Raw genomic sequence first — 26,001 nt, forward strand, 5'->3', positions numbered from 1 at the left:
GCGGTGCAGTCCTAGACAGCTCCACCACACCGGAGGTCTTCGCCATGATCAAGCACCCACGCGTGTCAACAACGCTCGTGATCAATACACCTAGCGCCTCACCCAGACCCCTGGCTCTCGGCCGCGAGCCATGAGATCGTCCGCGAGTGCCCGACACCAAGGGGAAACGACCACGGCGCGCCCCGACGACCGCACCGCATCCGCCCTGCGCTTCGCCGTGGCCACGGTCTGAAGCCCCCGAGCCACGGCATCGGCCGGTCCCTCACCACCTTCTTGCATAAAAATGCGGCTATCCGTATAGTCGTGCCATCAAGGAGGAGGTTTTCCATGTCGGTACGCGCGGCGGTCGCCGGAGCGAGCGGATACGCGGGCGGAGAGCTGCTGCGGCTGCTCCTGGCGCACCCGGAGGTCGAGATCGGCGCCCTGACCGGCAACAGCAACGCCGGACAGCGGCTCGGCGCGCTCCAGCCGCATCTGCTGCCGCTGGCCGGGCGGGTCCTCGAGCCCACCGCGCCCGAGGTGCTGGCCGGGCACGACGTCGTCTTCCTCGCACTGCCGCACGGGCAGTCCGCCGCCGTCGCCGAGCAGCTCGGGCCCGACACCCTGGTCGTGGACATGGGCGCCGACTTCCGGCTGAAGGACCCGGCCGACTGGGAGCGCTTCTACGGCTCCCCGCACGCCGGCACCTGGCCCTACGGCCTCCCCGAACTGCCGGGTGCCCGCACCGCGCTGGAGGGGTCCAAGCGCATCGCGGTGCCCGGCTGCTACCCCACCGCCGTGTCGCTGGCCCTCTTCCCGGCCTACGCCGGCGCCCTCGCCGAGCCCGAGGCCGTGATCGTCGCCGCCTCCGGCACCTCGGGGGCCGGCAAGGCGGCCAAGCCGCACCTGCTGGGCAGCGAGGTCATGGGCTCCATGACGCCGTACGGCGTGGGTGGCGGCCACCGGCACACCCCCGAGATGATCCAGAACCTCGGCGCGGTGGCCGGCCGACCCGTCACCGTCTCCTTCACGCCGACCCTCGCCCCGATGCCCCGCGGCATCCTCGCCACGTGCAGCGCCAAGGCCGTGGCCGGGGTCACGGGGGAGTCCCTGCGCGCCGCCTACGAGAAGGCGTACGCCGACGAGCCCTTCGTGCACCTGCTGCCCGAGGGCCAGTGGCCGGCCACCGCGTCCGTGTACGGGTCGAACGCCGCGCAGGTGCAGGTGGCGTACGACGAGGCCGCGGGCCGCGTCATCGCCGTCAGCGCCATCGACAACCTGACCAAGGGCACCGCCGGCGGTGCCGTCCAGAGCATGAACATCGCCCTGGGCCTCGACGAGACCACCGGACTGACGACGATCGGAGTTGCGCCGTGAGCGTGACGGCAGCGAAGGGATTCACGGCGGCGGGCATCGCCGCCGGGATCAAGGAGAACGGCAACCCCGACCTGGCCCTCGTGGTCAACACCGGCCCCCGCCGCGCCGCCGCCGGCGTCTTCACCGCCAACCGCGTCAAGGCCGCCCCCGTCCTCTGGTCCGAGCAGGTGCTCAAGGGCGGGCAGCTCGCCGCCGTCGTCCTCAACTCGGGCGGCGCCAACGCCTGCACGGGACCGCAGGGCTTCCAGGACACCCACGCCACCGCCGAGAAGGCCGCCGAGCTGCTCGGCTGCGGTGCCGGCGAGGTCGCCGTCTGCTCCACCGGGCTGATCGGCGTGACGCTGCCCATGGACAAGCTGCTCCCGGGCGTCGCGACCGCCGCCGGGCAGCTCTCCGAGCACGGCGGCGAGAAGGCCGCCATCGCCATCAAGACCACCGACACCGTGCACAAGACGTCCGTGGCCGGCGGCGACGGCTGGACCGTCGGCGGCATGGCCAAGGGCGCCGGCATGCTCGCCCCCGGCCTCGCCACCATGCTCGTCGTCCTCACCACCGACGCCGACCTGGACGCGGCCGTGCTCGACCGGGCGCTGCGTGAGGCCACCCGGGTCACCTTCGACCGGGTCGACTCCGACGGCTGCATGTCCACCAACGACACCGTGCTGCTGCTCGCCTCCGGCGCCTCCGGCACCGCCCCCGAGTACGCGGAGTTCGCCAAGGCCGTCCGCGCCGTCTGCGACGACCTCGGGCAGCAGCTCATCCGCGACGCCGAGGGCGCCAGCAAGGACATCAAGGTCGAGGTCGTGAACGCCGCGAGCGAGGACGACGCCGTGCTCGTCGGCCGCACCATCGCCCGCAACAACCTGCTCAAGTGCGCCGTGCACGGCGAGGACCCCAACTGGGGCCGCGTCCTGTCCGCCATCGGCACCACCACCGCCGTCTTCGAGCCCGACCGGCTGAACGTCGCCATCAACGGCGTCTGGGTCTGCAAGAACGGCGGCGTCGGAGAGGACCGCGAGCTGGTCGACATGCGCTACCGGGAGGTCCACATCGTCGCCGACCTCGCCGCCGGCGACGCGGGCGCGGTCATCTGGACCAACGACCTCACCGCCGACTACGTCCACGAGAACAGCGCGTACTCCTCATGAGCACCCCCACCCGCAAACACACCGCCCTGCCCAAGGCGCAGACCCTCATCGAGGCGCTGCCCTGGCTGACCCGGCACCACGGCAAGACGGTCGTCATCAAGTTCGGCGGCAACGCCATGATCGACGACGAGCTCAAGGCCGCCTTCGCCCAGGACGTCGTCTTCCTGCGCCACGCCGGCCTCAAGCCCGTCGTCGTGCACGGCGGCGGCCCGCAGATCAGCCGCGCCCTGGACCGGCACGGCATCGTCAGCGAGTTCAAGGCCGGCCTGCGCGTCACCACCGAGGACGCCATGGACGTCGTCCGCATGGTGCTGGCCGGCCAGGTCCAGCGCGAGCTGGTCGGCCTGCTCAACCGGCACGGACCCTTCGCCGTCGGCCTCACCGGCGAGGACGCGCACACCCTCACCGCCACCAAGCACCTGCCCGAGATCGACGGCGCGCCCGTCGACATCGGCCGGGTCGGCGAGATCACCGAGATCGACACCGGCGCCATCGAGGCGCTGCTCGCCGACGGCCGCATCCCGGTCGTCTCGTCGGTGGCCCGTTCCCAGGACGACCATCATGTCTACAACGTCAATGCTGATACGGCGGCTGCGGCACTCGCTGCGGCACTGGGCGCCGAGACCCTCATGGTCCTCACCGACGTCGAGGGCCTCTACGAGGACTGGCCGCACTCCGACGAGGTGATCAGCCGCCTGACCGCCGCCCAGCTGGAGAAGCTGCTGCCCGAGCTGTCCTCCGGGATGGTGCCGAAGATGGAGGGCTGCCTGCACGCCGTGCGCCACGGGGTGCAGACCGCCCGCGTCATCGACGGCCGGGTGCCGCACTCCATCCTGCTGGAGATCTTCACCGACGAGGGCATCGGCACGATGGTCGTGCCCGACGCGCATGAGGGGGATGCCGTATGACCAACCAGGAACTCACCGCCCGGTGGCAGGGCGCGCTGATGAACAACTACGGCACACCCCGGCTGCCCCTGGTGCGCGGCGTCGGCGCCCGGCTGTGGGACGCGGACGGCGCCGAGTACCTCGACTTCGTCGGCGGCATCGCGACCAACGCCCTCGGGCACGCCCACCCCGCGGTGGTCGAGGCCGTGAGCCGGCAGATCGCCTCCCTCGGGCACGTCTCCAACCTCTTCATCGCCGAGCCGCCCATCGCGCTGGCCGAGCGGCTCCTCCAGCACTTCGGCCGCCAGGGCCGGGTCTACTTCTGCAACTCCGGCGCCGAGGCCAACGAGGGCGCCTTCAAGATCGGCCGGCTCACCGGGCGCCCGCACATGGTCGCCACCGACGGCGGCTTCCACGGCCGCACCATGGGCGCCCTCGCGCTGACCGGCCAGCCCGCGAAGCGGGCGCCCTTCCGCCCGCTGCCCGGCGACGTCACCCACGTGCCCTACGGCGACGCGCAGGCGCTGGCCGCGGCGGTCACCGAGGACACGGCGCTGGTCGTCATCGAGCCGATCCAGGGTGAGAACGGCGTGGTCGTGCCGCCCCCCGGCTACCTCAAGGCCGCCCGCGCCATCACCGCCGCCACCGGCGCGCTGCTGGTCCTGGACGAGGTACAGACCGGGATCGGGCGGACCGGCAACTGGTTCGAGTACCAGGCCCACGAGGGCGTCCTGCCGGACGTCGTCACCCTCGCCAAGGCCCTGGGCGGCGGGCTGCCGCTGGGCGCGACCGTCGCCTTCGGGCGGGCCGCCGAGCTGTTCCAGCCGGGGCAGCACGGCACGACGTTCGGCGGCAACCCGGTCGCCTGCGCCGCCGGGCTCGCCGTCCTCGACACCATCGCGGACGAGGGGCTGCTGGAGAACGTCAAGCGGCAGGGCGCCGCGCTGCGGGAGGGCGTGGAGGGCCTCGGCCATCCGCTGGTCGCCCATGTACGGGGCGCGGGGCTGCTGCTGGGTATCGTGCTCACCGGGCCGCACGCACCCCGGGTGCAGCAGGCGGCCCAGGACGCCGGAATCCTCGTGAACGCGCCCGCCCCCGACGTCGTACGGCTGATGCCGCCGCTGAACGTCGGCGACGACGTGGTGGACGCCTTCCTGCGGGCGCTGCCCGGCGTCCTCGACCGGGCCGGACGAACCGGAGAATGAGACGACGATGAGCCAGGCGCAGCACGAGACCGAGCCCGAGCAGACCGGGGGGCCCGCCGTGCCGCAGACGCGTACGGCGCGGCACCGCCGGATCGTGGACATCCTCAACCGGCAACCGGTGCGGTCGCAGAGCCAGCTGGCGAAGCTGCTGGCCGACGACGGGCTGACCGTCACGCAGGCGACGCTCTCCCGGGACCTGGACGAGCTGAACGCGGTGAAGATCCGCAACACCGACGGCGACCTCATCTACGCGGTGCCCAGCGAGGGCGGCTTCCGCACGCCGCGGGCGCCTCTCGGCGGGTCGGCGAAGGAGGAGCGGATGCGGCGGCTCTCGGCGGAGCTGCTGATCTCCGCGGAGGCTTCGGCGAACCTGGTCGTCCTGCGGACCCCGCCGGGGGCCGCGCAGTTTCTCGCCTCGGCCATCGACCAGGCGGAGCTGCACGACATCCTGGGGACCATCGCGGGGGACGACACGGTGATGCTGATCAGCCGGGACCCGGTGGGGGGCCAGGCCCTCGCCGACCACTTGCTGCGCCTGGCCCAGAACGGAACCTGACGTCCGTGGTGCGGGTGCTTCGCCGGGTGCGGGCGCGTCGTGGCTGGTCGCGCGGTTCCCCGCGCCCCTAAGGGCACGCAGTCCCGCCCGCTCCGACTCGTCCGAGCCTCTCTCACCTCGCGAACGACTCGCTGTGGATCCGCCGCGCCGGTACACCCGCCCCGCGCAGCGCCTCGTGCACCGACCGGGCGAAACCGGGCGGCCCGCACAGGAACACGTCGTGTCGGTCCAGGTCCGGGATCTTCCGGCGCAGCGACTCCGCCGAGATGTCCGGGCGCTCCCCGTCGGGGCCGTTCACCGCGTACATCAGCCGTGCCCCGCGCCGCTCGGCGATCCCGGCCAGCTCGCCCCACAGCGCCAGGTCCCGGGTGCTGCTGGCCCGGTAGAGCAGCGTGATGTCCCCGGCCGCGCCGGGCAGCGTCTCGAACAGCGCCCGCATCGGCGTGATCCCGACCCCGCCGGCCACCAGGAGCACCTTGCCCCGGCTGCGGCGCCGCGCGGTCAGCGCCCCGTACGGGCCCTCCGCCCACACCCGGGTGCCGGGCGCCAGGCCGCGCAGCCCGGCGCTGTGGTCGCCGACGGCCTTCACCGTGATCCGCAGCAGCTCCGGGCGCGGCGCCGCCGACAGCGAGTACGGGTGCGAGCCGGACCGCATCCCCGGCGCCAGGAACCGCCACCGGAAGAACTGCCCGGCCTCCGCGCCCATCCGGTGCAGCCGCCGCCCGCCGATCAGCACCGACACGATTCCCGGCGCCTCCTCCACCACCGCCTCGACCCGCATCCGGTGGCGCAGGTTCAGCCGCACCGGCGTCAGGACGCGGTACCAGAGGACCAGCGCGGTCACCGACCCGTACAGCGCGTACCAGGCGGTCCGCGCCGCCGGCTCCACGGCGAAGTCGTTGCCCTCGCTCAGCTGGTGCCAGAAGGTCAGGAACACCGCCGCGTAGGTCAGCAGGTGCACGTGGTACCAGAGGCCGTAGGGGAGCCGGCGGCGGACGGGGCCCGCCGACAGCAGGCCGATGAGCAGCAGCAGCCCGGTGCCGACGGCCGCCTTGCCGAGGTCGGGCAGGCCGGTCACCGAGTCCGCCGTCTGGGCGACGATGCCGCCGAGGCCCCGGCCTGACCGCGCCGCGTAGCCCCACATGACCAGGAAGAGGTGGGCGAGGACCAGGCAGAGCGTGTAGCGGCCGGTCGTCGCGTGCCGGCGGGCGACCCGGTCGGAGCCCACCCGCCGCTCCAGGGCCGGCACCCGGGCCATCTGGAGGACGACCAGGGCCATGAGGTAGCCGGCCAGGAGTCCGGTGACGCGCCCGGCGCTCAGGATCCGGTCCGTGCCGCCCGAAACGGCGGGCGTGTCGCGCCACCACAGCCACAACACGCCCGCCGCGCCCGCCCAGACGGCGAGCAGCAGGGGCACCGCCGGGGAGCGGCGTGGCCGGATGCGGCGCATCGTCTGGCGGCGGGCGGCACGGCCGCCGGCGAGCGTGGTGGTCACGGTTCCTCCGTGGGACTCGGCCCTGGCCCACCAGTACGCGCCCCGCCGTCCGGCTGTTCAGCCGGTCCCGGGTACGGGCTCAGTACCGGGTGACCGCCGTGCCGCCGCCCGCCGTGCCGATCGCCAGGTGCGGGTGGGCCGCGGGATCCGCCCAGGCGAGGAGCGCCCGCATCGCGTCCACCGGCACCGACACGCAGCCGGCCGTCGCGCCCTCGCCGTTCACGTGCAGGAAGATGCCCGCGCCGCGCCCCCGTACCGGGCGGTCGTAGTTGAAGCCGACCACCAGGGCGTGGGCGTACTGCTCCGGGTAGGTGATCAGGTGCTCCGCCTCGGCGGCCCGGCAGTCCGCGGCCCGCGGCTCGCTCCAGCGGTTGTACGCGCCCGAGTCGTTGTCCTGGCACCACCAGGAGTCCTCGTGCACCCGGCGGTAGGTGTACGCCGTCCCGGGCGGGGCCGCCGCGATGCCGAAGGCGTAGGGGAGGTCGTACAGCCCGGTGGGGGTGGTGTTCGTGCCCTGCTCGCGCGTCGTCCCCTCGGTGAGGCCCTGCGCGCCGAAGCGGGCGGGCGCGGAACCGGTGTGCACCCAGCCGTCACCCGAACGGTCCCACCACTCGACGAGGCCCGTGGTGGATCCCGTGCCGGGGGCGACGGCGGTGATGAGCTGGCGTCCGCCACCGGTGTCCGCCATGCGCTCGGGCAGCGGCGGTGAGCCCTCGGCCGGCGCGGCGGCCACGGCGAGGGCGGAGACGGCGAGGAGGCCGGCGAGGAGAGCGGGGCGCATGGCTCAGACCGTAGGGGGAGGCGGCGGCGACGGCAGCCGGGGAGAGCCGTACGGGAAGACCGCGGATTGACTACCCATGCAAGTCTCTGCATACTCATGCAGAGAAGGTTCCGACGGCCCAGAGGAGCAACGCAAGTGAGCAGCAACAGCGGTGACGTCCGGCTCTGGGGCGGCCGTTTCGCCGACGGCCCCGCCGAGGCCCTGGCCAAGCTGTCCGCCTCCGTCCACTTCGACTGGCGGCTCGCGCCCTACGACATCGCCGGCTCCCGTGCCCACGCGCGCGTGCTGCACACCGCCGGGCTGCTCACCGAGGACGAGCTGACCCGGATGCTCGCCGGGCTCGACCGGCTGGAGGCCGACGTGGCCTCCGGCGCCTTCACCGGCACGATCGCCGACGAGGACGTGCACACCGCCCTGGAGCGCGGCCTGCTGGAGCGTCTCGGCCCCGACCTCGGCGGCAAGCTGCGCGCCGGCCGGTCCCGCAACGACCAGATCGCCACCCTCTTCCGGATGTACCTGCGCGATCACGCCCGCGTCCTCGGCGGCCTGGTCGCCGACCTCCAGGAGGCCCTGGTCGGCCTCGCCGAGGCCCACCCGGACGTGGCGATGCCCGGCCGCACCCACCTCCAGCACGCCCAGCCGGTGCTCTTCGCCCACCACGTCCTCGCCCACGTCCAGGCGCTGTCCCGGGACGCCGAGCGGCTGCGCCAGTGGGACACCCGCACCGCCGTCTCGCCCTACGGCTCCGGCGCCCTGGCCGGCTCCTCGCTCGGCCTCGACCCGGAGGCGGTCGCCCGCGACCTCGGCTTCGAGGGGGGCAGCGCCGGCAACTCCATCGACGGCACCGCCTCCCGGGACTTCGCCGCGGAGTTCGCCTTCATCACCGCGATGATCGGGGTGGACGTCTCCCGGATCGCCGAGGAGATCATCCTCTGGAACACGAAGGAGTTCTCCTTCGTCACCCTGCACGACGCCTTCTCCACCGGCTCCTCGATCATGCCGCAGAAGAAGAACCCGGACATCGCGGAGCTGGCGCGCGGCAAGTCGGGCCGGCTGATCGGCAATCTGACCGGCCTGATGGCCACCCTCAAGGCCCTGCCGCTCGCGTACAACCGCGACCTCCAGGAGGACAAGGAGCCGGTCTTCGACTCCATCGACCAGCTGGAGGTCCTGCTCCCGGCCTTCACCGGCATGATGGCCACGCTCACCGTGCACCGCGAGCGGATGGCGGAGCTGGCCCCGGCCGGCTTCTCCCTCGCCACCGACATCGCCGAGTGGCTGGTCCGCCAGGGCGTGCCCTTCCGGGTCGCCCACGAGGTGGCCGGCAGTTGCGTGAAGGCCGCCGAGGCCGAGGGCAAGGAGCTGGACGAGCTGACCGACGAGCAGTTCGCGAAGATCTCCGCCCATCTCACCCCCGAGGTCCGCACCGTCCTCGACGTCCCCGGCGCCCTCGCCTCCCGCAACGGCCGCGGCGGCACCGCCCCCGAGGCGGTCGCCGTCCAGCTCACGGAGGTCAAGGCCGACCTGGCCGGTCAGCGGGAGTGGGCCGAAGCGGGCAAGTAGTCGCCGGGTGGGCGCGGGGCATCGCGGTTACGTTGGTCGGCAGAGCCGCAGTGCCGACCGAACGGAGCCCGCGATGCCCTTCGCCCGCCTGGCCGAGGCGACCACCCCCACCGCCCACCTCGGTCTCGGCCTCGCCGCCGTGGGCCGCCCCGGGTACCTGAACCTCGACCGCGAGCGCGACCTGCCCGCCGAGCGCAGCGTCCAGGCGCTGCGCCGGCGCGCCCACGACCTCCTCGACGCCGCCTACGCGCAGGGCGTGCGCTATGTCGACACGGCCCGCTCCTACGGGCGCGCGGAGGAGTTCCTCGCCGACTGGCTGCGCGAGCGGCCGGACGTCACCGACGTGGTCGTCGGCAGCAAGTGGGGCTACACCTACACGGCCGACTGGGCGACCGAGGCCGAGCGGCACGAGGTCAAGGACCACGCCCTGGCCACCTACGAGCGTCAGCGCGCCGAGACCGACGCCCTGCTCGGCGACCGCCTCGACCTCTACCAGATCCACTCGCTCACCCCGGACAGCCCGGCCCTCACCGACAAGGAGCTGCACGCGCGGCTCGCCGAGGCCGCCGCCGGCGGACTCACCGTCGGCTTCTCCACCAGCGGCCCCGCCCAGGCCGACACCATCCGCGCCGCACTCGCCGTGACGGTCGACGGCGAGCCCCTCTTCCGCACCGTGCAGTCGACGTACAACGCCCTGGAGACCTCCGCCGGGCCCGCGCTGCGGGAGGCGCACGAGGCCGGGCTCACCGTGCTCGTCAAGGAGGCCATGGCCAACGGGCGGCTCGCCGACCCGCACGCGCCGGCCGCCCTGAAGGCGGTCGCCGAGGAGACCACCCTTGGCTGCGACGCCGTCGCCCTCGCCCTGGTGCTGCGGCAGCCGTGGGCCGGCGTCGTCCTTTCCGGCGCCGCCACCGTGGGCCAGCTCGGCTCCAACCTGCACGCCGCCGCGGTGGACCTGGACGACGACCAGGTGGCCCTGCTCACCTCCCTCGCCGAGGAGCCGGCGGCCTACTGGGAGCGGCGCGGCGGAATGCCGTGGCACTGAGCGGCACGTCCTGTCGCTGGTCCAAGCTGATCCAATGAGTCACACACGCCTTGCGTGAGACATTCATGTCTCACATGGGTTATCGTTGTCTCATGGCTGTCGATCGTGACCAGGTGCTGCGCAGTGCCGCCGCCCTGCTGACCCGCAAGGGCACCGCGACCATGGACGAGGTCGCCCGGGCGGCCGGCATCAGCCGCGCCACCCTGCACCGGCACTTCGCCGGGCGCGACGCCCTCGTCCGGGCCCTGGAGGCGCTCGGCATCGCCGAGTGCGAGGCCGCCCTGGACGCGGCCCGCCTGGACGAGGGGCCCGCGGCCGACGCGGTGCGCCGCCTGGTCGCCGAGATCGAGCCGGCGGCCGGTCTGCTGTCGTTCCTCTACACCGAGAATCAGCTGTTCGAGGGCGAGGAGCAGCACGCCGGCTGGGCCCGCGTCGACGCCCGGATGGCCGCCGTCTTCCACCGCGGCCAGGCGGGCGGCGAGTTCCGCATCGACCTCACCCCGGCCTGGCTCACCGAGGCGCTGTACGGCCTGCTGGCCTCCGGCGCCTGGGCGGTGGCCGAGGGTCGGGTGGCCCGCAACGACTTCACGCACATGATCGTCGAGCTGCTGCTCGGCGGCGCACTGAGAAGAGAGGGATCATGACCCGCACCCTGCGGTCGGCACCGGCGAACGAGGACGTGAGGCGCCCGGGCCGCTGGCTCGCGTTGTCCGTCCTGGTGCTGGCCGTACTCCTGGTGGCCGTCGACGCGACCGTCCTCGGCCTCGCGACGCCGTACATCAGCGAGGACCTGCGGCCCTCCGGGACCCAGCTGCTGTGGATCGGCGACGTCTACTCCTTCGTCATCGCCGGCCTGCTCGTCTCCATGGGCAGCCTCGGCGACCGCATCGGGCGCAAGCGGATCCTGCTGGTCGGCGCCACCGCGTTCGGCGCGATCTCGGTCCTCAACGCCTACGCCACCAGCCCCGAACTGCTGATCGTCGCCCGGGCCCTGCTCGGTGTCGCGGGCGCCACCCTGATGCCCGCCACCCTCGCCCTGATCCGCAACATCTTCCACGACCCGCGCGAGCGCAGCCTCGCCGTCGGCATCTGGGGCGCCACCGCCTCCGCCGGCACGGCGGTCGGCCCGATCGCGGGCGGCTTCCTCCTGGAGCACTTCTGGTGGGGCTCGGTCTTCCTGATCAACCTGCCCGTGATGGCCGTCCTGGTCCTGGTCGGCGTCAAGCTGCTGCCCGAGTCCCGCAACCCCAGCCCCGGACCCTGGGACCTGCTCAGCGTCCTGCTGTCCCTCGTGGGCATGGTCGGCGTCGTCTACGCCGTCAAGGAGGCCGCCGCGCACGGGTTCTCCTGGGCCACGCTCGCCGTGGGCCTGCTCGGCGCCGCCGCGCTCTACGGGTTCGTGCACCGGCAGCTGACCATGCCGGTCCCGCTGCTCGACATGCGGCTGTTCCGCAACCGCGGTTTCAGCGGCGCGGTGCTGGCCGACCTGCTGACCATCCTCGGCCTGTCCGGCCTGGTGTTCTTCCTCTCCCAGTACCTCCAGCTCGTCCAGGGCCGCGCCCCGTTCGAGGCCGGCCTCGCCGAACTGCCCGCCGCGGTCGGCGCGGTGGCCGCGGGCCTTGTCGCCGGCCGCGCCGCCCGGCGCTTCTCGGTGCGCGCGGTGGTCTCCGGGGGCCTCGCCGCGATCGGCCTCGCCCTCGCCGCGCTGACCGTCATCGGCCAGAACACCGGCTACCCGCTGCTCGGCACCGCCCTGCTGGTGGTGGGCGTCGGCGCCGGGTTCTCCTTCACCGTCACCGCCGACGTCATCCTCTCCAGCGTCTCGGGGGAGCAGGCCGGTGCCGCCTCGGCGGTCTCGGAGACGGCCTACGAGCTGGGCGCCGCCCTCGGCATCGCCCTGCTCGGCTCCATCGTCACCGGCGTCTACCGCGATTTCACCGGCCCGGCCGGCACCCCGGCCGCCGCCCACGAGTCGCTCGGCGGCGCGGTGGAGGCGGCTGCGGGGATGCCCGCCGCCCAGGGGGAGGCGCTGCTGGACGCCGCCCGGCAGGCGTTCGTCGACGGCCTCACCCTGGCCTCCGGAGCCGGCGCGGCCGTGCTGCTGGCCGCCGCCGCGGCCTCCTGGTTCCTGCTGCGTGGCCAGCGCCTGGAGGACGGGATCGAACACCCGTAGCGCTCAGGCGTCCGCGCGGGGCACCGGAGCGCCCTGGCCCGGGGCAAGGTGCCCCGAGTTCTGCCTGAGCGCCCTCAAGCCCTGAGTGCCCTAGGCCGCTTCCTTGGCCTTGCTGGCGTACATGTCCACGTACTCCTGGCCGGACAGCCGCATGACCTCGGTCATCACCGAGTCGGTCACCGCGCGCAGCACGTAGCGGTCGCGGTCCATGCCCTCGTAGCGGGAGAACTCCAGCGGCTCGCCGAAGCGCACCGTGACCCGGCCGGGCCGGGGCAGACCCGCGCCGCCCGGCTGGAGCCGGTCGGTGCCGATCATGGCGAACGGCACCACCGGGGCGCCGGTCATCAGGGTGAGCCGGGCGATACCGGTGCGGCCCCGGTACAGCCGGCCGTCGGGGGAGCGGGTGCCCTCCGGGTAGATGCCGAAGACCCTGCCCTCCTCGAGGATCCGGCGGCCCGTCATCAGCGCCGCCACCCCGCCCCGGCCTCCGTCGCGGTCGACCGGGATCATGCCGACGCCGGTGAAGAACCAGGCCATCACGCGGCCCTTGACGCCCTTGCCGGTGACGTAGGAGTCCTTGCCGATGAAGTGGACCTGCCGCTCGCAGACGAGGGGCAGGATCACCGAGTCGATGAACGTCACGTGGTTGCCGGCGAGGATCACCGGCCCGTCGCCCGGGATGTTCTCCACGCCCTCCACTCGCGGGCGGAACATCAGGCGCATGAGCGAACCGAACGTGGCCTTGATGAAGGCGAAGCGGGACAACGGGTCCTCCGGCGTCGGAGCTGCGGTATGAATCTGTGCGGTGTGCGGCTGCGCGGGATGAGTCCGCGCAGGTGAGGACATTACTCGCGGCAACGGGTCCCCCGCACGTCGGGTCACCCGGCTCTTACACCAGGTTGACGCCTGTTCACCTGCGGTGCTCTCGCGTAGCGCGGCCGTAACACGGGACGGCGCCGTGAGACGGCTCACGCCGCCGGCGCCACCCGCGCCACCCCCTCGCGTACCCCCGCCCGGGGCCCCCAAGCCGACGCCCCGTCACCCGTCCCGCCCCACCCGCCCGTCCGCGCCCACCCGACATCCCGCGCCCCCCGGCCGTTCCGCCCGCGGTCTCCCGCCCGACACCCGGGCGCCCCTACGATCGCCCGGCAGCGACGGTCGACGGGTGGGAGGCGCTCATGGGAACGCAAGGGTCTGGCGGGCGGGAGGGCCGCACCGGGCGGCGGGCGGTCCTCGGCGCGGCGGTACTGGGCGCGGGCGGCGCCGTCCTCGGCGCCACGGGCTCGGCTGCGGCGGCCGGAGCCCGGCACGGAGACGGCGGGCGCGGCGGGCTGAAGGGCCTGCCCGTCCCCACGATCATCGGCCACCGCGGCGCCAGCGGCTACCGGCCCGAGCACACCCTCGGCTCCTACCAGCTCGCCCTCGACCTCGGCGCGGACATCGTCGAGGCCGGCGACCTCGTGCCGACCAGGGACGGCCACCTGGTGTGCCGGCACGAACCGGAGATCGGCGGCACCACCGATGTCGCCGCCCACCCCGAGTTCGCCGTCCGCAGGCGGACCAAGGTGCTCGACGGCGTCTCCACCACCGGCTGGTTCACCGAGGACTTCACCCTCGCCGAGCTGAAGACGCTGCGCGCCACCGAGCGCATCCCGGCCAACCGGCCGCACAACACCCTCTACGCCGGCCGCTGGGAGATCCCCACCTTCGAGGAGGTGCTGCGCTGGCAGGACGAGCAGACCCGCAAGCGCGGCAAGCAGGTGTGGATCTACCCCGAGCTGAAGCACCCCACCTACTTCCGGGCGCTCGGCCTCGGCACCGAGGAGCGCCTGGCCCGGGTGCTCGGCCGGCACGGCAAGGACCGGCGCGACTCGCCCGTCCTCATCCAGTCCTTCGAGCCGACCAGCATCCGGCGGATGAGCCGCCTGGTCGGCAACCCGCTCGCGGTGCTGCTCTCCACCGCCGACAGCCGCCCCTACGACTTCACCGCGACCGGCGACCCGCGCACCGTCGCCGACCTCGTCACGCCCAAGGGCCTCGCGGAGATCGCCCGTTACGCCCAGGGCATCGGGCCGACCCTCGACCTGGTCATCCCGAAGGACGCCGCCGGCCGGCTCACCGAGCCGACCACGCTGGTGCGCGACGCGCACCGGGCCGGCCTGATCCTCCACCCGTACACGATGCGCAACGAGAACCCCTTCCTGCCCGCCGAGTTCCGCAAGGGCACCGCCCCGGACGCCTACGGGGACGCCTTCGGCGCCTTCCGGGCCTACTTCGCCACCGGCATCGACGGCGTCTTCACCGACAACCCGGACACCGGGGTCCTGGCCCGCCAGGACTTCGTCAACGGCTGAGCGCGCGGCCCCGGAAGGAGTGAGATCGGGCCGCCCGGGCAACCGACCGCCCGGGCGGTCGCGTCGCCGCGCACATGAGCGCCACAGACCTCGCCGCGGACCACGCCAACGACCTGACCCCCGGCCTGATCGCCGCCCTGCGCCCCGTGCTCGCCGCCGAGTCCGCGGCCGAGGCGGCGGCCTGCGGGGCCGACCCCCGGGACCTCGAACAGGCCGTGTGGCTGCGCCTCCTCGAACGCCTCGGTGCCGACGGGCCGCCCCCGGACCCGCACCGCTGGCTGCGCGGCGCCGTGCGCGCCGAGGCCCGCCGCGTCCGGCGCCGCGACCGCGCCGAGCGGCCCTGGCGGCACGAACCAGCCGACGACGCCGAGCGCGAGCCGGAGGCGCTCGCCCTCACCGCCGTACGCCGGCGGGCCCTGCGCGACGCGGCACGCCGGCTGCCCGGCCGCTGCCCCCGGCTGCTGGCGGCGCTGCTGTCCGCCGAGGACCTCACCTACCGCGAGATCGCGGGGGAGTTGGGTATCTCACAGGGCAGTCTTGGACCGGAACGCGCCAGATGTCTGGCATGTCTGGGACGGCTGCTCACTGCGGAGGTTGCGGCCCGCCGAGGACGGGGATAGACGTGGGGGACCCACAGCTGATCAGGTGAGCGGGAGGCATGCACACATGGGCATGAGCGTGACCATCTCGGTGGCGACCGACCAGGACGCCGAGCAGATCTTCCGGTTGCAGTACCTCTGCTTCCAGAGCGAGGCGGCGCTGTACGGCAACTACCGCATCGACCCCCTCGTCCAGACCCTCGACTCCGTGCGCGAGGAGGTCGCCGGCACCTGCGTCTACGTGGCGCGGCTCGGCGAGGAGGTGGTCGGCTCGGTGCGCGGCCGGGTCGCCGAGGACGGCGCCGGGGCCATCGGCAAACTCTGCGTCCACCCCCGCCTCCAGGGCCACGGCATCGGTGCCCGGCTGCTGCGGGCCGCCGAGTCGGCGCTCACCGCCGAGCACGGGGCCGGCCGCTTCCGGCTGTTCACCGGCCACCGCAGCGAGGGCAACCTGCGCCTCTACCGCCGGGTCGGCTACCAGGTGGTGGGTACCGAGCAGGGCGCGGACGGCGTCTCGATGATCGTCCTGGAGAAGGCGGCCGAGGCCGCCCGGCCGGCGCAGACCTTCGCGGCCACCGCCTGAGCCGCGCGGCGACCGTCCGGCCGGACCGTCCGACGCACCGTCAGGCGGCCCGCCGGGCCCGGCGCAGCCAATACAGCGCGGAGAGCGGCAGCAGAACCGGGATGAAGAGGTAGCCCATCCCGTAGTCCGACCACACGGTCGCGTCGGGGAACGCGGACGGCTCCACCAGCGTCCAGGTCCCGACCGTCAGCACGCCCACAAGCTCGGCGGCGCAGCACACCACCGCCGCCCGGCGCGCGCGTTCGCCGCCGCGCACCAGCGTGTAGGTGATGAAGCCGTAGACGACGCCGGCGAGCGCCGACAGGCTGTAGGCCAGCGGCGCCCGGTCGAACTCGGTGGCGATCTGGTACACGGACCGCGAGACGGCACCGACCACCATCACGCCGTAGAGCCACACCAGCAGGATGCCGGGCCCGCTGATCAGCCGGTTCCCGGCCGGCCTCTCCCTCGTCGCCGCCACCTCAGCCTCCCCAGATGTCATAGAGCCGCACCTCCAGGACGGCGAGGACGCCGCCGCCGGCGGCGGCGGTCAGCGAGCCCCAGCGGCTGCGCTCGCCCAGCGACATGAAGCCGGCCGCCGGGACGCAGGCGAAGGCGCCCAGCAGATACGCCACGAAGATCGTGGTGCCCTGCTCCGGCTTCTCGCCCCGCGCCAGCTGCACCACGCCGATGACCAGCTGCACCAGCGCCAGGAACGAGACCGCGGCCATGCCGATGAAGTGCCAGTCCTTGGTCGGCTGGTCACGGTAGGCCGCCCAGCCGCACCAGGCGGCGAGCAGCAGCGCGGCGACACCGGTCACCAGCGTCAGGGCGTCGAGCATGGCGCCGAGCCTATTACGGCCGCACGGTCCCCCCGCGCCCGCCCCCGGCTCCCCGCGGTGGCCCCGGGGCCGTGGCGTTGGCCACAGCGCAACCGCCGGGTGCTCCCGCGCCGCCACCGCCGGGTCGGCTCGCCGCCCTTGTCCCCACTGGCCGGTGTCGTGATGTCGGGCGGGTCTCCCGCCGGGCAGGGCGTCCATCCATGTCCAGCATCCGGACGGTCGCGTCCGCTCGGAAGAACCGGTCTGCTTTACTGATCGCATGACCACGACGAGCGACCGCACCCCTGCGACCGAGGCGACCATGACGCCCGGTGCTCGTTGTATGTGTCGAATGTGCGCCTTCTAGAGGGCCCCCGCACCATCACCTGAGCCTCGCGCCCCGAAGCGAGCGCCCGACCGGCCCGTGCGACCGCGCCCACCGCGGCGCGCCCGCCGCCGGGCCGGGCCCCGCGCACACGTTTCTCCCTCGGTCCACTCGCCACCGCGAGAACCGTGCCGCGTCCCTGACCGCATGCACCCGTGCCGGGCACACCCACGCCCGCGCACTCGAACAGTGACGGAATCCCACGTGATCACCACATCGGGCCTCACCAAGGTCTACCGCACCGGCGGCCGGGAGGTCACCGCCCTGGACGGCGTCGACCTGCACGTCCGCGAGGGCGAGGTGTTCGGCGTCATCGGCCAGTCCGGCGCCGGAAAGTCCTCGCTCATCCGCTGCGTCAACCTCCTGGAGCGTCCCACCTCCGGCACGGTCACCGTGGCCGGCCGCGACCTCACCGCGCTGGCCGGCCGCGGCCCCCGGGCCGGCCGGGAGCTGCGGCAGGCGTGCAGCCGCATCGGCATGGTCTTCCAGCACTTCAACCTGCTCTCCACCCGGACCGTGCGGGACAACGTCGAACTGCCCCTGGAGATCCTCGGCCACTCCGGGAAGGAACGTTCCCGCAAGGCGCTCGAACTGCTCGACCTGGTCGGCCTCGCCGACAAGGCCAAGGCCTACCCGGCCCAGCTCTCCGGCGGCCAGAAGCAGCGCGTCGGCATCGCCCGCGCTCTGGCCGGCGACCCCGAGGTGCTGCTCTCCGACGAGGCCACCAGCGCCCTCGACCCCGAGACCACCCGCTCCATCCTCCAACTGCTGCGCGACCTCAACCGGCAGCTCGGCCTGACCGTCCTGCTCATCACCCACGAGATGAACGTCGTCAAGAGCGTCTGCGACTCGGCCGCCCTGATGGAGTGCGGGCGCATCGTGGAGTCCGGCACGGTCGGCGAACTGCTCGCCACCCCCGGCTCCGCACTGGCCGCCGCCCTCTTCCCGGTGGACGGCGAGCCCTCCGGGGACGACCGCACCGTCCTCGACGTCACCTTCCACGGCGAGGCCGCCACCCAGCCGGTCGTCTCCCGGCTGTCCCGGACCTACAACATCGACATATCGATCCTCGGCGCCGCCGTCGACACCGTCGGCGGCCTCCAGATCGGCCGGATGCGCATCGAACTCCCCGGCCGCTACGAGGACAACGTGGTGCCCGTCGGCTTCCTGCGCGAACAGGGCCTCCAGGTCGACGTGGTGACCCCCGCCGAGACCGTCCTGGTGAAGGAGGGTGCCAAGTGACCTGGTCGGAGATGCAGCCCCTGCTGTCGCAGGCGTGTTCCGAGACGTTCTCGATGGTGCTCTGGTCCACCCTGATCGCCGTCGTCGCCGGCCTGCCGCTCGGCATCCTCCTGGTCCTCACCGACCGGGGCGGACTGCTCCAGAACGTCGTCGCCAACAAGGTGATCGGCCAGATCGTCAACGTCGCCCGGTCCATGCCGTTCATCATCCTGATGGTCGCGCTGATGACCTTCACCCGCTGGGTCACCGGGACCACGATCGGCACCACCGCGGCCATCGTGCCGCTCGCCATCGGCGGCATCCCCTTCTTCGCCCGCCTGGTCGAGACGGCCGTGCGGGAGGTGGACCGCGGACTGGTCGAGGCCGTGCAGGCCATGGGCGGCAACACCTGGACGATCGTCCGCAAGGTCCTCGTCCCCGAAGCGCTGCCCTCGCTGATCGCCAGCACCACGACCACGATCATCGCCCTCATCGGCTACTCCGCCATGGCCGGCACGGTCGGCGGCGGCGGCCTCGGCGACCTCGCCGTCCGCTACGGCTACCAGCGCTTCGAGACCGAGCTGATGTGGATCACCGTGGCGGTCCTCGCCGTCGTGATCTCCCTGCTCCAGTTCGCCGGCGACTTCGCCGCCCGCGCCCTGCACCGCCGCGGCGGACGCTCGGGCCCCGCGCCCCGGCTCCGCCTGCTGAGGGCCAAGGAGCCCGACGCGGCCGGCGTCGGCAAGGTCGCGTAACCCCCTGTACGCCCCGTACACCCCACACGGGACAGCTCCACCCTTAAGGAAAGGCACTTTTCGTGCGTAACACCGCCAAGTTCACCACCGCCGTCCTCGCCGCCGGAGCCCTCACCCTCGGGCTGACCGCCTGCGGCTCCGGCGACGACTCCGGCTCCTCCGACACCAGCGGCCCGCTGGTCGTCGCCGCGAGCCCGACCCCGCACGCCGAGATCCTCAACTTCGTCAAGGACAAGCTGGCGAAGAAGGCGGGCCTCGACCTGGAGGTCAAGGAGTTCAGCGACTACATCACGCCCAACACGGCCACCGAGGACGGCTCGGTCGACGCCAACTACTTCCAGAACAAGCCGTACCTCGACGACTTCAACAGCAAGCGCGGCACCCACATCGTGCCCGTCGTCACGGTGCACCTGGAGCCGCTCGGCCTGTACTCCCACAAGGTGAAGAAGGCCGGCGAGCTGAAGAGCGGCGCGAGCGTCGCCGTCCCGAACGACGCCGTCAACGAGGCCCGCGCCCTCAAGCTGCTCGCGGCCAACGGCCTCATCGAGCTCAAGGACGGCGTCGGCAACGAGGCCACCCCGCGGGACATCACCGACAACCCCAAGGACCTGAAGTTCAAGGAGGTCGAGGCGGCCCAGACCCCGCGCTCCCTGGACGACGTGGACGCGGCCGTGGTCAACGGCAACTACGCCATCCCCGCCGGCCTGAAGCCCGCCGAGGACGCCCTGGTCCTGGAGTCCCCGAAGGACAACCCCTACGGCAACTTCCTCGCCGTGCAGAAGGGCCACGAGGACGACCCCCGGGTCAGGAAGCTCGCGAAGCTCCTCACCTCGCCCGAGGTGAAGAAGTTCATCGAGGACAAGTACGCCGGCTCCGTCCTCGCCTCCTTCTGAGCGACCCTCGCCTCTGGCCGAGGGCCCCGCCGGTCCGCACCGCCACCCCGTGGTGCGGGCCGGCGCTCCCATGCTGCATGCTGGGCAGTTCAGCAGGTCCTGACGGTTCCTCGGTTAACGGAGCGGCGCATGACGAGCACCTTCCCCAACATCTCCATCAGCACGGAGCGGTTGGTGCTGCGCCCCCTCGACGAGGACGACGTCCAGCCGCTCACCGCGATGATGAACGACGAGCAGGTCGCCGCCTGGACCTCCGTCCCCCAGCCCTTCACCGAGGACGGCGCCCGCACCTGGATCGACGCCTACGCCCCCGCCGAGCGCACCGCGGGCCGCGGCCTCGACCTCGCCGTCACCGAGTTCCTCACCCAGCGCCTGGTCGGCATCGTCCAGCTGACCCAGACCGACTGGCACGTACGGGCCACCGAGCTGTCGTACATCGTCGCCCCCTGGGCCCGCGGCGAGGGCTACGCCAGCGAGGCAGCGCTCGCCGCCGCGCACTGGCTCTTCGGCGACCAGAAGTTCGAGCGCGTCGAGCTGCGCACCGCGGCCGGCAACACCGCCTCCCAGCAGGTCGCCCAGAAGATCGGCTGCATCAGCGAGGGCGTGCTGCGCAACGCCTGCATAGCGCGGGTCCGCACCGAGGAGGGCACCTGGAGCGAGGTGCGCACCGACTTCATCGTCTGGAGCCTGCTCCCGGAGGACCTCGAGGGCTCGGCCGACCAGGGCGGCGACGGCACCTTCGCCGACTGGAACTGACCCGCCCGGGATCCCCGCCGGCGCACCGGGTACCCTCACACACCCCGGCCCACGGGCCCGCTACCGCGGGGAGACCCCGCACAGACCCAGGAGACTGACAACGATGGCCGACCGGGTCACGGTGATCGGCTGGGACGGCTCGCCGCTGACCGACGCGGCACGTTCCGCCCTCGGCGCCGCCACCCTGGTCGCCGGCGCCGCCCACCACCTGGCGCTGCCCGAGGTGCCGCCCGCCGCCGAGCGCGTCCGGCTCGGCAGCGTCGCCCTCGCCGCCCGCCGCGTCGCCGCCCACCGGGGCACCGCGGTCGTGCTCGCCGACGGCGACCCCGGCTTCTTCGGCGTCGTCCGCACGCTGCGCGCCCCCGAGTTCGGCCTGGAGGTCGAGGTCGTCCCGGCGGTGTCCTCGGTGGCCGCCGCCTTCGCCCGGGCCGGCATGCCCTGGGACGACGCCCATGTGGTGGTCGCCCACCCCCGCACCCTGCGGCGCGCGGTCAACGTATGCCGGGCCCACACCAAGGTCGCGGTCCTCACCTCCCCGGGCGCCGGCCCCGCCGAACTCGGCCTGCTCCTGGAGGGCGTCCACCGCACCTTCGTCATCTGCGAGGAGCTGGGCACCGCGCGCGAGCAGGTCACCGTGGTCACCTCCGACAAGGCCGCCGACCACACCTGGCGCGACCCCAACGTTGTCATCGTCGTCGGCGGCGCCCCGCGGCCGGCCGGGGCCGGTGCGGGCCTGGGCTCTGGTCAGGGGGGCGGCGCCGACGGCGGCTGGATCGCGGGCCGCGACCTCGCCGCCGGGCCGCGCGGCTGGTCGCTGCCGGCCGAGGCGTACGGCGGCGGCCTCGGCGAGGGCGAGACCGACCTGCTCCGCACCGCCCAGCTCGCCCGCCTCGGCCCCCGCACCGGCGACCTGGTCTGGGACATCGGCTGCGGCGGCGGGGCCTTCGCGACCGAGGCCGCCCGCGCCGGCGCCGCCGTCATCGCCGTCGACCAGGACCCCGAGGCGTGCGCCCGCACCGTGGCCGCCGGCCGGCGGTTCGGCGTGCAGCTCCAGATCGTGCGCGGCACCGCCCCGCACGTCCTGGAGAACCTGCCCGAACCCGACGTCGTCCGGGTCGGCGGCGGGGGAGCGGCCGTGGTCTCCGCGGTCGCCGACCGCCGCCCCCAGCGCATCGTCGCCCACGCGGCCACCCGCGACGCCGCCGAGCGCGTCGGCCGCGACCTCACCGAGCACGGCTACCGCGTCGAGTGCGCCCTCCTGCAGTCCGTCGGGCTCGACACCCGGTCCTGGACGGAGACCGAGCGGAGCGTCGCGTTCCTGCTCAGCGGGGTGCTGCCGGACCGTGCCCCGTGATCGTCCGGTCATACCGCGCGCGGTAGGCTGGCGGATCGTCGTGCCCTCCGGCCGGTCCGGTCCACGGGGTACGGCAGCACCCGGGGACGCGCAACGTGGCGCAGTCCACAGCGGGCCGTCGGCGATCAGGCTGACGGGACGGGGGGACGGCCGCGACAATGCCACTCAATGGCTTTGTCGCCTTTACCGGCGCGTCGTTCGTGCCGCACGGCACGCACGCTCGTTCTCCACTGCGGGGCGGTCGGTGCGCCGTCCCGGGTGAGCCGGCCGCAGGAGCACTAACCGATGGGCGAGGGGTACGCATGACCGACACCGGCCAGATCCCGGGCGAGGGGCTGCCGGAGGACGCAGGCACGGTCGACCGGCCTGGCGTCCCCGCACCCGGCGCGTACGCCTACCTCGCCGAGACCACCGTCGAGGACGAGGACCTGCTGCTGCCGGGCGCCCAGAGCGCCTGGGGCAACGAGGTCGCGCCGCCCGCGCCCGAGCCGGTCGTCGAGACCGTGCACCAGCCGGGCGCCCACGAGCTGTCGGGGCGCGACAGCGGCTCCGTCGACCTCGGCGCCGTCCGCCTGGCCGAACCGCCGGCCGCGCCCGCGCCGCCGCGCCGCCCCCTGCACCTCGGCCCGCCCATCCCCGACACCTCGGCCAGCCCGGTCCGCTCCCTCGCCGACCGCGGCCCCGCCGACGCGCCGCTCCGCCACGCCGGTCCGCCGACGTCCGGCCCCGAGTACCTCGACGTGCCGCCGACCGCGACGCCCTGGGGCGAGCCGGCGCCGGCTGCCGAAACGGTTGTCCCGATGCCGCAGCAGTCCTCCGGGGCGGAGGACGCCGCCCAGGCCGTGGTCGCCCGGCTGGCCTCCCAGGCGACGGGTGGCGACACCGCGGTGGCCGACGAGGGCGCCGCGCCCGGTCCCGAGGCCGACGCGAAGCCGCCGGAGGAGGCGCAGGGTGCGCAGGGCGACGCCGTGGCGGAGGAACCCGCTTCGCCGGCGGCCGTGCCCGAGTCGCAGGTGACGGCCGTCGTGGAGCCGGCGGCCGAGGCCGCGCCCGGTACGGAGACGGAGGCCGCGTCGGCCTCGCCCGAGCCCATTGCCGTGCCGGACGCGGAGGAGGAGCCCGGGGCCGCTGTCGCCCCGGTCCCGGACGACGCCCAGGAAACGGCAGCCGCTCCGGCGCCGGAGGCTCTTCCCGAGCCGGAGACGGTGCCGAACGCGCCGATCCCCGAGCCCGTCGCGGACACGGCGGCGGAGGAGGCGTCCGGCACGGCCATCACCGACGAGGCGGATGCCGCCCCGATCCCGGACGCCGCTCAGGTGCCGGATGCCGCCCCGATCCCGGACAGCGCCCAGGCGCCGGACGCCACCCAGGCGCCGGACGCCGTCTCGATCCCGGATGCCACCCAGGCGCCGGATGCCGCGCCGGTGCCGGACGCCGTGCCGGTCGTGGACGCCGTACTCGCGCCGGTCGCCGAGACAGCGCCCGAGTCCGAGCCCGTGCCCGACCCGGACACCGTGCCCGACCCGGACACCGTGCCCGCGCCGGACCCCGCGCCGCTCGCGGACGCCCTGCCGGAGGCGCACCCCGTGCCGGCCCCCGACGACGCCCTGCCCGAGCCTGCCGCCGAACCGCTTCCGGAGGCCCCGCCCGTGCCGGACGCCGTCGCGCCGCAGGCGGACAGCGTCCGGAGCACCGAGCCCGGTCGGACGCCCGACCTCGTCGCGGCCCCCGACCCGACCTCGGCCCCCGAGTCCGCACCCGCACCCGACTCCACCCCGGCCGCCCCCGAGCCGCTCCCGCACTCGGAGGCGCCCCAGGGCCCCCAGGCCGCCGAGGCTGCCCAGCCCCCGGCGCCCGCCCCCTCCCCGGCCCCCGCTGCCGAGGCCGCCTGGCTCGCCGCCGCCGAAGCCGGACAGGTCGGCGAGCCCGCCCCCCTCGGAGTGGACGGTGCGGAGCCGCCCGCCGCCCACCCCGACGAGCCCGCCGTACCGCAGGAACCCGCGTTCCCCGCGGCCCCCGCGGAGGGCCACTTCCTGCCGGTGGACGGCGCGCAGGTGCCCACCACCCCGCACCTCGCCCCCGAGGACCCGGCCCCGGCGGTTCTCGCACCGCGCGACGCCGAGGGCCACGGCCTCGTCCAGCACGCCGACGACCTGGACACCCGGGCCGCCGACCAGGAAGACCCGCACGACGTGGACACCACCACCACCGCCACCGCCGAGGCACCCGGCGCACCCGGCGCACCCGCGGCCACCCCCGAGGCACCCCGCGCCTTCGAGCCGCAGCCCCCCGCAGGCCCCGCCGCCCCCGCCTACGCCGACGCCGAGCGCGAGGCCGTGCTGAAGGTCATGCGCGAGCGCCGGGACATCCGCAACGGCTTCCGCGGCGACCCCATCCCGCACGAGGTGCTGCTCCGCGTCCTGGAGGCGGCCCACACCGCGCCCTCCGTCGGCCACTCCCAGCCCTGGGACTTCGTGGTCATCCGCTCCGCCGAGACCCGCCGCGCCATGCACGAACTGGCCGCCCGCCAGCGCGAGGCGTACGCGAGGTCGCTGCCCAAGGGCCGGGCCAAGCAGTTCAAGGAACTGAAGATCGAGGCCATCCTCGACACCCCGGTCAACATCGTCGTCACCGCCGACCCCACCCGCGGCGGCCGGCACACCCTGGGCCGCCACACGCAGCCCCAGATGGCGCCGTACTCCTCCGCGCTCGCCGTGGAGAACCTCTGGCTCGCCGCCCGCGCCGAGGGCCTGGGCGTCGGCTGGGTCAGCTTCTTCGACGAGCGCGAGATGGTCCGCGCCCTCGGCCTGCCCGACCACCTCGAGGTCGTCGCGTACCTCTGCGTCGGGTACGTCGACGAGTTCCCGGACGAGCCCGAGCTGATGCAGGCCGGCTGGTCCAAGCGGCGCCCGCTGTCCTGGGTCGTGCACGAGGAGACGTACGGCCGCCGCGCCCTGCCCGGCGAGGCCCCGCACGACCTGCTCGCCGAGACCGTCGCGCAGATCCGCCCGCTGGACGCCAAGGCGCTCGGCGAGGCGTGGGAGCGGCAGAAGCGCATGACCAAGCCGGCCGGCGCACTCGGGATGCTGGAGATCATCTCCGCCCAGCTGTCCGGCCTGTCCCGCCAGTGCCCGCCCCCGGTCCCGGAGCCCGCGGCGGTGGCGATCTTCGCCGGCGACCACGGCGTGCACGCCCAGGGCGTCACCCCTTGGCCGCAGGAGGTCACCGCGCAGATGGTGGCCAACTTCCTCGGCGGGGGAGCGGTGTGCAACGCCTTCGCCGGGCAGGTGGGCGCCGAGGTGTGCGTCGTGGACGTCGGCGTCGCCGCCGAGCTGCCCGCCACCCCCGGCCTGCTGCCCCGCAAGGTCCGCGCCGGCACCTCCGACATGACCACCGGGCCCGCGATGACCCGCGAGGAGGCCAAGCAGGCCGTCGAGGTCGGCATCGAGACCGCCCGCGACCTGGTCGCGGCCGGCAACAAGGCGCTGCTCACCGGCGAGATGGGCATCGCCAACACCACCGCGTCCGCGGCCCTCATCTCCGTCTTCACCGGCGCCGACCCGGCCGAGGTCACCGGCCGCGGCACCGGCATCAACGATGAGACGCTGGCCCGCAAGACCGAGGTCGTCCGCCGCGCCCTCGACTTCCACCGGCCCGACCCGGCCGACCCCCTCGGCGTACTCGCCGCGGTCGGCGGCTTCGAGCACGCCGCCATGGTCGGCCTGCTGCTCGGCGGCGCCTCCCTGCGCACGCCGGTGATCCTGGACGGCGTCAGCGCCGGCGCCGCCGCGTTGGTCGCCCGGGCCATCGCCCCGGAGGTCCTCGCGGCCTGCATCGCGGGCCACCGCAGCGCCGAGCCCGGGCACGTCGCCGCGCTGAACAAGCTGGGCCTGCGCCCCCTGGTCGACCTCGACCTCCGCCTCGGCGAGGGCACCGGCGCGCTGCTCGCCCTGCCGATGGTGCAGAGCACGGCCCGGGCGATGCACGAGGTCGCCACGTTCGACTCGGCGGGCGTGACGGAGAAGTAGCCCGCAGGGCACCGAAAGGGGCCGGCGGCGCGACCCGCGCCGCCGGCCCCGGCGCACCCTCCCG

23 protein-coding genes are annotated in these 26,001 nt (G+C 74.1%); 18 read left to right on the plus strand and 5 right to left on the minus strand.

Annotated elements, in window-relative coordinates:
• The first annotated feature begins 327 nt into the window (after window positions 1-327).
• The 5 genes from argC to ACGFZL_RS26565 are packed head-to-tail and all read left to right on the plus strand — an operon-like array spanning window position 328 to window position 5,152.
• Window positions 328-1,356, plus strand: coding sequence for an N-acetyl-gamma-glutamyl-phosphate reductase (gene argC, locus ACGFZL_RS26545; protein WP_393695401.1), 1,029 nt, complete (start codon window positions 328-330; stop codon window positions 1,354-1,356).
• Entirely contained in the window at window positions 1,353-2,504 is a 1,152-nt protein-coding gene (gene argJ, locus ACGFZL_RS26550; RefSeq protein ID WP_393695403.1) for a bifunctional glutamate N-acetyltransferase/amino-acid acetyltransferase ArgJ, read from the plus strand. The genes argC and argJ overlap by 4 nt, the downstream gene beginning before the upstream one ends.
• A complete protein-coding gene (gene argB / locus ACGFZL_RS26555; protein WP_355172837.1) occupies window positions 2,501-3,412 on the plus strand; it encodes an acetylglutamate kinase in 912 nt (303 codons plus the stop codon). Before argJ ends, argB begins: the two co-directional genes overlap by 4 nt.
• Window positions 3,409-4,596, plus strand: a complete 1,188-nt coding sequence (locus tag ACGFZL_RS26560; RefSeq protein WP_393695405.1) for an acetylornithine transaminase — start codon at window positions 3,409-3,411, stop codon at window positions 4,594-4,596. The genes argB and ACGFZL_RS26560 overlap by 4 nt, the downstream gene beginning before the upstream one ends.
• 7 nt (window positions 4,597-4,603) lie before the next feature.
• Window positions 4,604-5,152 (plus strand): arginine repressor, encoded by a 549-nt coding sequence (locus tag ACGFZL_RS26565; protein WP_355172841.1) that lies wholly within the window; start codon window positions 4,604-4,606, stop codon window positions 5,150-5,152.
• A gap of 112 nt (window positions 5,153-5,264) precedes the next feature.
• Here ACGFZL_RS26565 and ACGFZL_RS26570 read toward each other — a convergent pair whose 3' ends face one another.
• Both ACGFZL_RS26570 and ACGFZL_RS26575 read right to left on the minus strand, forming a co-directional pair.
• Complete coding sequence (locus ACGFZL_RS26570) at window positions 5,265-6,647, minus strand: ferric reductase-like transmembrane domain-containing protein (protein WP_393695407.1); 1,383 nt, start codon at window positions 6,645-6,647, stop codon at window positions 5,265-5,267.
• Between the two features lie 79 nt (window positions 6,648-6,726).
• Window positions 6,727-7,428: a L,D-transpeptidase gene (locus tag ACGFZL_RS26575; protein WP_393695409.1), complete on the minus strand. Its 702-nt coding sequence runs from the start codon at window positions 7,426-7,428 to the stop codon at window positions 6,727-6,729.
• 135 nt (window positions 7,429-7,563) lie between these two features.
• On the opposite strand from ACGFZL_RS26575, the gene argH reads away from it, so the two are divergent.
• From argH to ACGFZL_RS26595, 4 genes are all read left to right on the plus strand, one after another.
• Complete coding sequence (gene argH, locus ACGFZL_RS26580) at window positions 7,564-8,991, plus strand: argininosuccinate lyase (protein ID WP_393695411.1); 1,428 nt, start codon at window positions 7,564-7,566, stop codon at window positions 8,989-8,991.
• Between the two features lie 73 nt (window positions 8,992-9,064).
• Window positions 9,065-10,036, plus strand: coding sequence for an aldo/keto reductase (locus tag ACGFZL_RS26585; RefSeq protein ID WP_393695413.1), 972 nt, complete (start codon window positions 9,065-9,067; stop codon window positions 10,034-10,036).
• Window positions 10,037-10,128: 92 nt separating this feature from the next.
• Complete coding sequence (locus tag ACGFZL_RS26590; protein ID WP_393695415.1) at window positions 10,129-10,680, plus strand: TetR/AcrR family transcriptional regulator; 552 nt, start codon at window positions 10,129-10,131, stop codon at window positions 10,678-10,680.
• Window positions 10,677-12,209: an MFS transporter gene (locus ACGFZL_RS26595; RefSeq protein ID WP_393695417.1), complete on the plus strand. Its 1,533-nt coding sequence runs from the start codon at window positions 10,677-10,679 to the stop codon at window positions 12,207-12,209. Before ACGFZL_RS26590 ends, ACGFZL_RS26595 begins: the two co-directional genes overlap by 4 nt.
• A gap of 90 nt (window positions 12,210-12,299) precedes the next feature.
• Here the strand turns inward: ACGFZL_RS26595 and ACGFZL_RS26600 are convergent, their stop codons facing one another.
• Window positions 12,300-12,974: a lysophospholipid acyltransferase family protein gene (locus ACGFZL_RS26600; RefSeq protein ID WP_393695419.1), complete on the minus strand. Its 675-nt coding sequence runs from the start codon at window positions 12,972-12,974 to the stop codon at window positions 12,300-12,302.
• A 413-nt stretch (window positions 12,975-13,387) separates the two neighbouring features.
• Between ACGFZL_RS26600 and ACGFZL_RS26605 the strand changes: the two genes are divergently transcribed.
• From ACGFZL_RS26605 to ACGFZL_RS26615, 3 genes are all read left to right on the plus strand, one after another.
• Window positions 13,388-14,563 carry a glycerophosphodiester phosphodiesterase gene (locus tag ACGFZL_RS26605; protein WP_393695421.1) on the plus strand — a complete coding sequence of 392 codons (1,176 nt, stop codon included), beginning with the start codon at window positions 13,388-13,390 and terminating at the stop codon, window positions 14,561-14,563.
• Between the two features lie 74 nt (window positions 14,564-14,637).
• Window positions 14,638-15,183, plus strand: coding sequence for a sigma-70 family RNA polymerase sigma factor (locus ACGFZL_RS26610; RefSeq protein ID WP_393695423.1), 546 nt, complete (start codon window positions 14,638-14,640; stop codon window positions 15,181-15,183).
• A gap of 46 nt (window positions 15,184-15,229) precedes the next feature.
• On the plus strand, window positions 15,230-15,745 hold the full coding sequence (locus ACGFZL_RS26615; RefSeq protein WP_355172859.1) for a GNAT family N-acetyltransferase: 516 nt from the start codon (window positions 15,230-15,232) through the stop codon (window positions 15,743-15,745).
• 40 nt (window positions 15,746-15,785) lie between these two features.
• On the opposite strand, the gene ACGFZL_RS26620 is transcribed toward ACGFZL_RS26615, so the two are convergent.
• Together ACGFZL_RS26620 and ACGFZL_RS26625 are read right to left on the minus strand one after the other, a co-directional pair.
• Window positions 15,786-16,205, minus strand: coding sequence for a hypothetical protein (locus ACGFZL_RS26620; RefSeq protein ID WP_355172861.1), 420 nt, complete (start codon window positions 16,203-16,205; stop codon window positions 15,786-15,788).
• 1 nt (window position 16,206) lies between these two features.
• A complete protein-coding gene (locus ACGFZL_RS26625; protein ID WP_393695425.1) occupies window positions 16,207-16,566 on the minus strand; it encodes a hypothetical protein in 360 nt (119 codons plus the stop codon).
• Between the two features lie 568 nt (window positions 16,567-17,134).
• On the opposite strand from ACGFZL_RS26625, the gene ACGFZL_RS26630 reads away from it, so the two are divergent.
• The 6 genes from ACGFZL_RS26630 to cobT all read left to right on the plus strand — a co-directional run bounded on the left by ACGFZL_RS26630 (window position 17,135) and on the right by cobT (window position 25,937).
• Window positions 17,135-18,172, plus strand: coding sequence for a methionine ABC transporter ATP-binding protein (locus ACGFZL_RS26630; protein ID WP_393695427.1), 1,038 nt, complete (start codon window positions 17,135-17,137; stop codon window positions 18,170-18,172).
• The gene (locus tag ACGFZL_RS26635; RefSeq protein WP_393695429.1) at window positions 18,169-18,906 is read left to right on the plus strand and encodes a methionine ABC transporter permease; all 738 of its coding nucleotides are present in this window, start codon (window positions 18,169-18,171) and stop codon (window positions 18,904-18,906) included. Before ACGFZL_RS26630 ends, ACGFZL_RS26635 begins: the two co-directional genes overlap by 4 nt.
• 62 nt (window positions 18,907-18,968) lie before the next feature.
• Window positions 18,969-19,799 (plus strand): MetQ/NlpA family ABC transporter substrate-binding protein, encoded by an 831-nt coding sequence (locus ACGFZL_RS26640; RefSeq protein ID WP_393695431.1) that lies wholly within the window; start codon window positions 18,969-18,971, stop codon window positions 19,797-19,799.
• A 129-nt stretch (window positions 19,800-19,928) separates the two neighbouring features.
• On the plus strand, window positions 19,929-20,555 hold the full coding sequence (locus ACGFZL_RS26645; protein WP_355172871.1) for a GNAT family N-acetyltransferase: 627 nt from the start codon (window positions 19,929-19,931) through the stop codon (window positions 20,553-20,555).
• A 103-nt stretch (window positions 20,556-20,658) separates the two neighbouring features.
• Entirely contained in the window at window positions 20,659-21,909 is a 1,251-nt protein-coding gene (gene cbiE, locus ACGFZL_RS26650; protein ID WP_393695433.1) for a precorrin-6y C5,15-methyltransferase (decarboxylating) subunit CbiE, read from the plus strand.
• A gap of 302 nt (window positions 21,910-22,211) precedes the next feature.
• Window positions 22,212-25,937 (plus strand): nicotinate-nucleotide--dimethylbenzimidazole phosphoribosyltransferase, encoded by a 3,726-nt coding sequence (cobT, locus tag ACGFZL_RS26655; protein WP_393695435.1) that lies wholly within the window; start codon window positions 22,212-22,214, stop codon window positions 25,935-25,937.
• The last annotated feature ends 64 nt before the right edge of the window (window positions 25,938-26,001 follow it).

This window comes from Streptomyces sp. NPDC048182, from assembly GCF_043202555.1.
GTDB lineage: Bacteria > Actinomycetota > Actinomycetes > Streptomycetales > Streptomycetaceae > Streptomyces.